Below are 6,860 nucleotides of genomic sequence, written 5' to 3'. Positions count from 1 at the left end.
CGGCCCGAGCGGCTCGCCGCGCCGCCAGCGCGCCTCCGAGGCGCGCGCCTGCTCGAGCGCGGCCTCGGGTCGCAGCAGCCACGTGGCCTGCAGCCTGGGCTCCCAGCGCGCGATGTGGTCGAGCACGGCCTGCGTGACCTCGACCGGGGAGAGGCGGCCCTTTCGATAGGCGCCGACCAGTTCGTGGGCCGGCAGGTCGTTCAGCGGCGTGCTCACGACCAGGACAGCGCCGCGAGGTCATTGACGAAGATCGGGATCTCCTTCCAAAGCCCCTTGACGCCTTTCTTGGCCACGGCGGGGAATTGAGGCTGGTAGAGGAACCCGTTCGCTGCGTCGGTGGCGAGCAGCTTCTGCGCCTCTCCCAGGAGCTTGTTGCGCTCGGCTTCGTTGCCGGTGGCCTTGATCTTGGCGTAGAGCGCCGTGAACTCCTTGGAGTCGTAGCCCCAGTAGTAGTCCGGCTTCGCATAGTTGCCCAGGTCGAAGGGTTCGACGTGGGACACGATGGAGAGGTCGTAGTCGTGCGCGCCCCCGTAGGTGTTGCTGAGCCATTGGGCCCACTCGACGTTCTGGATCTTCACGTTGATGCCGATCTTGGCCAGCTCGGCCGCGATCACTTCGCCGCCTTGGCGCGCATAGGGCGGTGGCGGCAGCGTCATCGTGAGTTCGAGCGGCGTTTTCACGCCCGCTTCGGCCAGGAGCTTCTTGGCCTTCTCGACGTCATGGGGGTTGATGGCGGTGGTGTCCACGTAGCCGGGCGCGCCGGGCACGTAGTGGCTGCCGATCGGCGTGCCGAAACCGTCCGCGGCGCCCTCGATCACCGCCTTGCGGTCGATCGCGGCGAGGATGGCCCGGCGCACGCGCACGTCGTTGAGCGGCTTTCTCCTGCTGTTGATCGCAAGGATTGTCTTGGCGCGCGAGCCGCCCTGGATGACCTGGAACTGCGGATTGTTCTTGAACTGGGCCACGGCACGTGTGCCGATGGGCTTGAACACGTCGACATCGCCGGCCATCAGCGCTGCCGCCTGCGCCGCCGTATCGGAAATGAATCGGAAAGTGACACGCCGGAGCTTGGCCTCGCCCGGATTGCGGTAGCCCTCCCATTTGCTCACGACGACCGAGGAGCCCTTGGCCCAGCTGTCGAGCTTGTACGGGCCGGTGCCCACGGGCTTCGTGGCATTGGTGTCCACGCTCTTGGGCTCGACCATGATGGCGGTCGCCTGGCCCAGCAGGAAGGGGAGGTCGGGGTCGATCTCCTTGTTGATCAGCACCACGGTGTGGTCGTCGACCACCTGCGTGCTCAGGTTGGCGAAGGTGCGCTTGTCCTTGTTCGTGCTCTTCTCGGCGCCGGCGCGATCGAACGAGAACTTGACGGTCTGGGCGTTGAAGGGCTCGCCGTTCTGGAACTTCACGCCCCGGCGCAGCCTGAAGGTGTAGGTCCTGAGGTCGGGCGAGACTTCCCAGCTCTCGGCCAGGAGCGGCGTGACCTTGCCATCGGAGTTGATCTTGGTCAGGGTCTCGTAGATGTTGTAGTGGGTGATCTCGGCGATGGCGGACGCCGCGCCGGTGGTCGGGTCCAGGCCTGGCGGCTCCAGCGTCATGCCGATCACCAGCGTGTCCTTTCGCCCCTGGGCCAGCGCCGCTTGCGGCAGGGCGAGCGGTACGGTGGCAAGGGCGGCGGTGGTCAGGAGGGTGCGGCGTTTCAACATGGTCGGGGCTCCAGGCAAGAAAGCTGAGAAGGAAAATGCGACGTTACATCATGCGCGAGCGGCGCGTGCCCGGGACAAGCACCTGCTCAAGAGAGTGCCGCCGCAGGCTCGGCGCGCGGCACGGCCGCCAGCAGCGCCTGCGTGTACGGATGCTCGGCATGCGCGAACAGGTGCTGCGGCGCACCCCTCTCGACGACGAGGCCGCGGTGCAGCACGCAGACCTCGTCGCACAGGTGGTTCACCACTGCGAGGTCGTGGCTGATCAGCAGGTAGCTCACGCCGAACTTCTGCTGCAGCTCCTGCATCAGGTTCAGCACCTGGGCCTGCACCGAGACGTCGAGCGCACTCACCGGCTCGTCGGCGACGATCAGCTTGGGCCGCGTGATCAGTGCGCGGGCGATCGCGATGCGCTGGCGCTGGCCGCCGGAGAACTCGTGCGGGTACTTGTCGAGGTCGCCGCTGCGCAGCCCCACGGCCGCCAGCGATTCGCCGGCTCGCTCGCGCTGCTCGGCGCGGCTGGTCCTGGCCAGGGCCTCCAACGGTTCGGCGACGATGCGTGCCACGGTCTGGCGCGGATCGAGCGAGCCGTAGGGATCCTGGAACACCATCTGCACGTCGCGGCGTGCGGCGCGCAGCGCATCCGCGGACAAGGCGTGGAGGTCGCGGCCCAGCAGCTTCACGGTGCCGGCCGTGGGGGTGTCGAGCGCCATCACGAGGCGCGCAATGGTCGACTTGCCCGATCCCGATTCCCCGACGATCCCCATGCTGCGCCCGGGCTGCAGGCTGAAGCTCACGCCGTTGAGCGCCTTGACGGTGGGCGGCGGACCGAAGAGGCGTTCGCGCGGCAGCTGGTAGTGGCGCACCAGGTCGGTGACTTCGAGCAAGGCTGTCACGCCGGCGCTCCTTCGGCGATCACATCGCCGAGCCGGATGCAGCGCACGACATGGCCGTGCGGCATCGGCGTGGGCGGCGGCCGCGTCGCGTGGCACTCGTCGATGGTGAAGCGGCAGCGGCCGGCGAAGGGGCATCCACCCGGCAGGTCGATCAGATCGGGAACGCTGCCGCGAATGGTGGCCAGCTCCAGCCCGCGCGGCGCGCCGAGCGCCGGGCGGGCGGCAAACAGCCCCTGGGTGTAGGGATGGGCGCGTTCGGCGAAGACGGCAGCCGTGGGCCCGCTCTCGACCACGCTGCCGCCGTACATCACCAGCATCTTCGAGACGTTCTGCGCGATCACGCCCAGGTCGTGCGAGATCAGGATCAGCGCCATGCCGCGCTCGTCCACCAGGCCCTGTATCAGCTCGAGGATCTGCTTCTGGATGGTGACGTCGAGCGCGGTGGTGGGCTCGTCGGCGATCAGCAGGTCGGGCCCGCAGGCCAGCGCCATCGCGATCCCGATGCGCTGCCGCTGCCCGCCCGAGAACTGGTGCGGATAGGCGTCGAGACGCGCGGCGGCGTCCGGGATGCCCACGCGTTCGAGCAGGGCCAGTGCCTCCTTGCGGGCCTCGGCGCGCGACAGGCCGCGATGCAGCCGCAGCGGCTCGCCGACCTGGCGCGCGACGGTGTGGACGGGGTTCAGTGCCGTCATCGGCTCCTGGAAGATCATGCCGATGCGGTTGCCCCGGATCTTGCACATTGCGCGCTCGGGCAGGCCGACGAGCTCAGTGCCGTCGAAGCGGATGCTGCCCGTGACCTTGGCGGTCGCGGGCAGCAGCCCCATCAGCGACTGCACGGTGATCGACTTGCCGCAGCCGGACTCGCCCACGATGCCCATCGTCTCGCCGCGTTCCAGAGTGAAGCCGATGCCGCGCACCGCCTCGGCCGGGCCGCGCTGCGTCTGCAGTTGGACATGGAGGTCGTCGACTTCGAGCAGGGGCATATCGGGTGAGAGGTCAGCGGGCGCGGGCGAGGCGGGGGTCGAGCAGGTCGCGCAGGCCGTCGCCCAGCAGGTTGAGGCCGAGTACAGCCAGGGCGATCGCCATGCCCGGCCACACCGCGAGCAAGGGCGCCTGGAACATCATGGTCTGCGCCTCGCTGAGCATGCGGCCCCACGAAGGCTGCGGGGGCTGCGTGCCGAGGCCCAGGTAGGAGAGGGCGGCCTCGGCCAGGATCGCGATCGCAAAGCGGATGGTGGACTGCACGATCAGCACCGCCGAGATGTTCGGCAGCACGTGCTGCATCGTGATCGCGAAGGCGCCCTTGCCGCAGGCGCGCGCGGCGGCCACGTACTCGCGCGACCAGATGGCGTTGGCCGAGGCCCGTGTGATGCGCGCGAAGGTCGGGATGTTGTAGATGCCGATCGCGATGATCGCATTGACAATGCCCGCACCGAACACCGCCGTCATCATGATGGCCGAGAGGATGGCGGGAAAGGCCATCGAGAAGTCGGCGAAGCGCATGATGGCTTCTTCCACCCAGCCGCGCCGCGCAGCCGCCAGCAGGCCCAGCGCGGTGCCGACCACCAGGCCGATGCCGACTGCGATCAGGCCCACCAGGATGGAGGCACGCGCGCCCACCAGCAGCAGCGAGGCCACGTCTCGCCCGAAGGTGTCGGTGCCCAGCCAGTGCGCGGACGTCGGCGGCTTGAGCTTGTTGGCGATGTTCATCTCGTAGGGCGACCAGGGCGTCCACACCAGGGAGACGGCGGCGGCCAGGACCAGCAGCAGCGTGAGCACGCCGCCGATGGCGAAGCTGCGGTGATGCATCGCGCGGCGCCAGAAGCCGGGCACCTTGAAAGCGGCGGCGCTCGGGACTTGTGCGGGGACTGCGCTCATATGTCGGAGGCCTTGATGCGCGGGTCGATAACGGCGTAAAGCACATCGACCACGAAGTTGACGATGACCACCATCGCCGCCAGCAGCATCACGCAGTTGCGCACCACGATCAGGTCGCGGTTGCTGATGGCCTGGAAGATCAGCCGGCCGAGCCCCGGGAGGTAGAACACGTTCTCCACCACGATGGTGCCGGCCAGCAGCTCGGAGAACTGCATGCCCATCACGGTGATCACCGGGATCAGCGCGTTGCGCAGCACATGGGTCCACAGCACGGCGCGCTGCGACACGCCCTTGGCGCGGGCGGTGCGGACGAAGTCCTCGCGCATCACCTCCAGCACGGCGGAGCGCGTGATGCGCGCCAGGATCGCGGCCTGCACCACGGCCAGCGAGAGGGCGGGCAGGAGCAGCGCCTTGAGCCCGGCCAGCACGCCTTCTCCCCAGCCCTCGAAGCCGCCGGCCGAGAACCACTGCAGCTGTACCGAGAAGACCAGGATCAGCAGGATCGCGAACCAGAAGTTGGGGATGGCGATGCCCACCTGCGTCAGCCCCATCAGGCCGACGTCGCCGAGCTTGTTGTGGCGGGCCGCGGCAGTCACGCCCACCAGCAGGGCGAGCACGGTGGTGAAGGCCATCGCGAGCAGGGCCAGGGGCACGGTCAGGGCGAGCCGCTCGAGGATCAGCTCCACCACCGGCGTGCTGTAGGTATAGCTGTCGCCGAGCTCGCCGGTGAGCAGGCCGCCGATCCAGTGCCAGTAGCGGGTCCAGGCGGGCTGGTCGAGTCCCAGCTTGGAGGCGAGGGCGGCCACGGCCTCGGGCGAGGCGTCGGGGCCCATGAGCATCTGCGCGGCATTGCCGGGCAGGATCTCGAGCACGAGGAAGACGATGACCGAGGCGCCGATCAGGGTGGCGATCAGCGTCACGAAACGCTTGAACAGGAAGAGGCTCACTGGAAATACCTTCGCCTTCGGCTGCGGTGCTATTCGGCTTCGGATCGGCCGTGCGGCTCATGGGGCGGGCCGCAGCATAACCCGACCGACGCAATGACCATGCCCGGGCACTGCCGACCCACTTCGGCGCCAGGCGTCTTCACTGGCTCCCGAGGGGGTTTTGGCCACCCGCGGGGCGGGCCGGGCGGAGGCCGACGGATAATCCACGCCATGGCCCTCATGATCACCGACGAATGCATCAACTGCGACGTCTGCGAGCCGGAGTGCCCCAATGATGCGATCTACATGGGCGAGGAGATCTACGAGATCGATCCGCACAAGTGCACCGAATGCGTGGGACATTTCGACGAGCCGCAGTGCGTGCAGGTGTGTCCCGTTGCTTGCATTCCCAAGGACCCGGCCCACCTCGAGTCGCAGGAGACCCTGTGGCAGAAATTCGAGCGGCTGGCGGCCGCCAAGGCGGCGGTCGCCGAAGGCAAGCCCCCTGAGGCCGCGCAGGCCTAGCTTTTCTCGGCGCTGCGGCGTCCGGCTTTCTCGGCTTTCTCGGCCTTCTTCTTCGCAGTGGCCACCGGGTCATGGGCGCTGAAGTAGTCGGGTTCCTTCTTGCCCTTCTTCTTTTTCTTGGCACCACCAGCATCGGCCTTCGGCGCTGGCGGTCTGCTGTCGATGAGCGTCGCGTGGCGGCCGGCCTGTGCCTTCTCCTGCCGCAGGCGCTCGCGTTCAAGCCGGTCGCCGGCCGCCCGGGCCTCGCGCGTCGAGGTGTCGGCCTCGCGCTTCTGCCTGGCATCGGGTATATCGCCGAGGGCGAGCGGTTTGCCACCCGGACAGGGCTGGTCGCTGTAGGTATTCCCGCAGCGCCACGCGGAGGTGCCCGCCGAGGCTGCGGACGAGGCCCACAAGGCGCAGGCCGCTATCGCCAGGATGGCGATCCGAGGTGTCGAGTCCTTCTTCATTCTTCCTTCTCTCCCTTTCGCTTCGATGTTTCCGCTCAGGCCGCAGCGGGCGGTCCGCCTTCGGCCGGCTCTCGACGCGGAGGCTTGGGACGCGGCGGCTTGCTCGTGTGGATGAGCAGCGTCGCCTTGTCCATCTCGCCGGCGACCAGGGCCGGGAAGGCGTGGAGGGTGCGGGCGATCGCGTCCTCGATCGCCTCGCGCTGTTCCTTGAGCGGCTTCTTCAGCACCCAGCTGACCACCTCGGACTTGACGCCCGGATGGCCGATGCCGAGACGCAGGCGCCAATAGTCCGCGGTGCCCAGCTGCGCGTGGATGTCGCGCAACCCGTTGTGCCCGGCATGGCTGCCGCCGCGCTTGAGCTTGGCCTGGCCGGGCACCACGTCGAGCTCGTCGTGCACGACCAGGATCTCGTGGGGCTCGATCTTGAAGAAGCGGGCCAGCGCGGCCACCGACTTGCCGGAGAGGTTCATGAAGGTCTGCGGC

The 6,860-nt window shown here is 68.4% G+C and carries 8 protein-coding genes and 1 pseudogene; 1 reads left to right on the top strand and 8 read right to left on the bottom strand.

The genetic code is table 11. The features are described from left to right. The 6 genes and pseudogenes from APY03_RS44675 to APY03_RS28220 all read right to left on the bottom strand — a co-directional run. Window positions 1–216 (bottom strand): annotated as a pseudogene (locus APY03_RS44675) (amidase); the annotation flags it as partial. Next, complete coding sequence (locus APY03_RS28240; RefSeq protein WP_068682151.1) at window positions 213–1,706, bottom strand: ABC transporter substrate-binding protein; 1,494 nt, start codon at window positions 1,704–1,706, stop codon at window positions 213–215. The gene APY03_RS28240 and the pseudogene APY03_RS44675, both read right to left, overlap by 4 nt. An 86-nt stretch (window positions 1,707–1,792) precedes the next feature. Then, a complete protein-coding gene (locus APY03_RS28235) occupies window positions 1,793–2,599 on the bottom strand; it encodes an ATP-binding cassette domain-containing protein (protein WP_232081138.1) in 807 nt (268 codons plus the stop codon). Continuing rightward, window positions 2,596–3,582 carry an ABC transporter ATP-binding protein gene (locus APY03_RS28230; RefSeq protein ID WP_068682148.1) on the bottom strand — a complete coding sequence of 329 codons (987 nt, stop codon included), beginning with the start codon at window positions 3,580–3,582 and terminating at the stop codon, window positions 2,596–2,598. Before APY03_RS28230 ends, APY03_RS28235 begins: the two co-directional genes overlap by 4 nt. Before the next feature lie 13 nt (window positions 3,583–3,595). Then, complete coding sequence (locus APY03_RS28225) at window positions 3,596–4,477, bottom strand: ABC transporter permease (RefSeq protein ID WP_068682147.1); 882 nt, start codon at window positions 4,475–4,477, stop codon at window positions 3,596–3,598. Further along, window positions 4,474–5,424, bottom strand: a complete 951-nt coding sequence (locus APY03_RS28220) for an ABC transporter permease (RefSeq protein WP_068682145.1) — start codon at window positions 5,422–5,424, stop codon at window positions 4,474–4,476. The genes APY03_RS28225 and APY03_RS28220 overlap by 4 nt, the downstream gene beginning before the upstream one ends. Before the next feature lie 210 nt (window positions 5,425–5,634). On the opposite strand from APY03_RS28220, the gene APY03_RS28215 reads away from it, so the two are divergent. Further along, window positions 5,635–5,928 carry a YfhL family 4Fe-4S dicluster ferredoxin gene (locus APY03_RS28215; protein WP_068682143.1) on the top strand — a complete coding sequence of 98 codons (294 nt, stop codon included), beginning with the start codon at window positions 5,635–5,637 and terminating at the stop codon, window positions 5,926–5,928. Here the strand turns inward: APY03_RS28215 and APY03_RS28210 are convergent. Together APY03_RS28210 and pth are read right to left on the bottom strand one after the other, a co-directional pair. Continuing rightward, window positions 5,925–6,377: a hypothetical protein gene (locus APY03_RS28210; RefSeq protein WP_068682140.1), complete on the bottom strand. Its 453-nt coding sequence runs from the start codon at window positions 6,375–6,377 to the stop codon at window positions 5,925–5,927. The genes APY03_RS28215 and APY03_RS28210 overlap by 4 nt on opposite strands. Window positions 6,378–6,412: 35 nt before the next feature. Further along, a partial coding sequence (gene pth / locus APY03_RS28205) for an aminoacyl-tRNA hydrolase (protein ID WP_232324448.1) occupies window positions 6,413–6,860 on the bottom strand: 448 nt, incomplete at its 5' end.

The organism is Variovorax sp. WDL1, assembly GCF_001541225.1.
In the GTDB taxonomy this organism is placed as follows: Bacteria; Pseudomonadota; Gammaproteobacteria; order Burkholderiales; family Burkholderiaceae_C; genus Variovorax.
The sequence above is the reverse complement of the archived record's forward strand: the minus strand, read 5'-3'. Positions and strand labels throughout refer to the sequence as shown.

Coding starts and splice junctions, on each gene's coding strand:
- APY03_RS28240 (WP_068682151.1), bottom strand. CDS start 1,706: ATGTTGAAACGCCGCACCCTCCTGACCACCGCCGCCCTTGCCACCGTA.
- APY03_RS28230 (WP_068682148.1), bottom strand. CDS start 3,582: ATGCCCCTGCTCGAAGTCGACGACCTCCATGTCCAACTGCAGACGCAG.
- APY03_RS28225 (WP_068682147.1), bottom strand. CDS start 4,477: ATGAGCGCAGTCCCCGCACAAGTCCCGAGCGCCGCCGCTTTCAAGGTG.
- APY03_RS28215 (WP_068682143.1), top strand. CDS start 5,635: ATGGCCCTCATGATCACCGACGAATGCATCAACTGCGACGTCTGCGAG.
- APY03_RS28210 (WP_068682140.1), bottom strand. CDS start 6,377: ATGAAGAAGGACTCGACACCTCGGATCGCCATCCTGGCGATAGCGGCC.